Source organism: Frankia sp. AgKG'84/4, from assembly GCF_023242965.2.
Taxonomy (GTDB): Bacteria; Actinomycetota; Actinomycetes; order Frankiales; family Frankiaceae; genus Frankia.
On record NZ_JALKFU020001248.1, the window covers coordinates 1 to 2,361 of the forward strand.

Genomic DNA, 2,361 nt, shown 5'->3' on the forward strand with positions numbered 1-2,361 from the left:
GCCGTGGGCCGCGCGGCGGCGCTGGACCGGGCCGCCTGCCGGGCCGTGGCGCTGCGGCGCTTCTCCACCGAGCGCATGATCACCGACTACCTCGCCGTCTACGCGCGCGTGCTCGGCCGCCCCGTCGGCTGAGCCACCCGTCCCGTCACCTGGCGGACGAGGTCAGGCGGACGAGGTCAGGCGGACGAGGTCAAGCAGCGGGCACCATGCGCGCGAGCAGACGGTCGACGGGCACGCTGGCCATCGCGATCCGGTTGTCGCCGATCCCGTACGGCAGCCACAGCAGTCCGTCGTGGATCAGGCTGCCGCAGGAGTACACGACGTTGGGGACGTAGCCCTCCCGCTCCGGCCCGGCCGGAGCGAGCAGGGGTTCGGGCAGCACCGCGAGCACCCGGCCCGGATCGTCGAGGTCGAGCAGGATCGCGCCGATGGTGTAGGTCCGCATCGGCCCGACGCCGTGGGTGAGGGTGAGCCATCCCGCCGAGGTCTCCAGCGGGGATCCGCAGTTGCCCACCTGGAGCAGCTCGGCGGCGACCCGCGGCCCGTGCAGCGCCCGCGCCGGTTCCCACACCTGGCCGTCGTCGGAGGCGCTCAGGCCGCTCGACTCGCCGTCGGAGCGGCACAGGGCGAGGTGACGGCCGTGTACCAGGCGCGGGAACAGCGCCATTCCCTTGTTGCGGGCGGCCGGGCCGGCGAGCGGCGAGGAGGTGAAGACGCGCAGGTCGGGGCTGACGAGCAGGCGCGGGGAGATGTTCGTGCCGTCGTAGGCGGTGTAGGTGGCCCGGTAGTCGACCCTGCCGTCGGCCGCGGTGAACCGGACGAAACGCGCGTCCTCCATCCCGTTGCTCTCGCTGGCGACGGTGGGCCACAGCACCCGCTGTGCCAGCGCGCTGTCCGAGGGGAACTCGACGCGGCGAAGCGAGCCGGCGATCGCGCGGATCCCGGCGAGGATCGCGGGTGCCTGCGGGCGGCTGAGCAGGTCGGCGGGCACCCCCGCGAAGGCGCGCGACAGGTCGGGATCGGGTTCGCCTTCGGGTGGCGGCGGGTCCAGGCCCAGCAGGACGGCGCGGGTGACCTCGTCGTCGAGCCCGTGGTCGGCGAGCACGGCGCGCAGCCGCGCGGGCGACCATTCGACGGGTACGGCGACGCCGGTGGTGAGCGGCCCGGTCCGCGGTTCCAGGCGCACCGCCGGCCCAGGGCCGAGCACGGCGACGGCGAAGCCGATCGAGGACAGATGGCCCTCGCCGACGGCGCGCAGGCTCAGTGCCAGTCGCAGCGCGCCGGGCGGCAGCCCGGACTGGTCGGGATGCGCCACGCCCGACGGGTTGGTGACGGCCGCGCCCTCCACCGCGTACTCGGCCGTGAAGCAGGCGCCGAGCAGCAGGGCCCGCGCCGGGGAGAGCTCCTCGGGTGCCCGCACCCGCGAGGCGAGGACCGCGGCGTGGCGCCCGAGGATGCCCCGGTAGTCCAGGTGGCGGGGTTCGAACCGGGCGAGCAGGCCCGCGACCAGGCCGTCGACTTCCTCCTCGGGCAGGGCGAGCGCCCGGTCGACGATGCCGGCGGCGCGCGACTGCGGCTCGCTGCCCTCCTCGCCGGGCAGGAAGAGCTTCGCGACGACCCGGGTGCTGTCCGGGGCGATGGCCAGCGAGTGTCGGGTGACCAGCTCGCCGCGGGCCGGTCCGGCCGCGGCGGCGGACACGGTGGGCCCGATCATGGCGTCGAGCCGAGCAGGCGGCGGGCGTGCTGGGCGGTCGAGAGCAGGGCTAGCGCGGACTCGGCGCCCTGGTTCAGGTTGCGCCCGCCCGCCTCGAGTCCGTCGTAGCAGCCGCCGGTGTCGGGGTTCAGTAACGGCGTCGCGCTGTCGTTGTCGCCGAGGAACCAGGTGTGGGCGCGGTCGAGGCCGGTGAGCCACCTGCGCCGGCCGGTCGCGGCGTGGGCGCGGGCGCAGGCGTCCGCGATCGCCGCCGCCTCGATCGGCTGCTGGTCGAAGCCGGGCCGGGGGTCGCCGGCGGGTCGGCGCCCACCGACGGGGGTCGGCGACAGGTTCCCGCCGCGGGTCTCGACCCGCAGCAGCCACGCCAGCAGGCGCAGGCCGTCGGCGAGCACCGCCTTGTCCGGCAGGCACATGCCGGCGAGGATCAACGCCTCGGGCACGGACCCGTTGGCGTAACGCAGCGTCGGTTCCGGCCACGGCCAGGCCGGGTTGGTGCCCAGTGGGCCGATGACGTCGACGGCGGCGGCGAGCAGCGCGTGTGCCGGGCGGTCGTCCGGATGGGCGAGCAGCATCTCGCCGGCGCCGAGCGCGGCGAATGTCATCGCGCGCGGCGACGGTGCGCGGCGACCCGCGCTGCGCAGGAAACC

General features: G+C 75.8%; 1 protein-coding gene and 1 pseudogene. Both read right to left on the minus strand.

Annotation, left to right across the window (positions count from 1 at the left end; translation table 11 throughout):
• Positions 1–190 precede the first annotated feature (190 nt).
• Positions 191–1,714, minus strand: coding sequence for a glycoside hydrolase family 130 protein (locus tag MXD58_RS29275; RefSeq protein WP_248837829.1), 1,524 nt, complete (start codon positions 1,712–1,714; stop codon positions 191–193).
• Positions 1,711–2,361, minus strand: a pseudogene (locus MXD58_RS29280) (glycosyltransferase); the annotation flags it as partial. The pseudogene MXD58_RS29280 and the gene MXD58_RS29275, both read right to left, overlap by 4 nt.

What these genes read in the sequence shown, in the direction of transcription:
- MXD58_RS29275 (WP_248837829.1), bottom strand. Translation starts at nt 1,714, where the DNA reads ATGATCGGGCCCACCGTGTCCGCCGCCGCGGCCGGACCGGCCCGCGGC.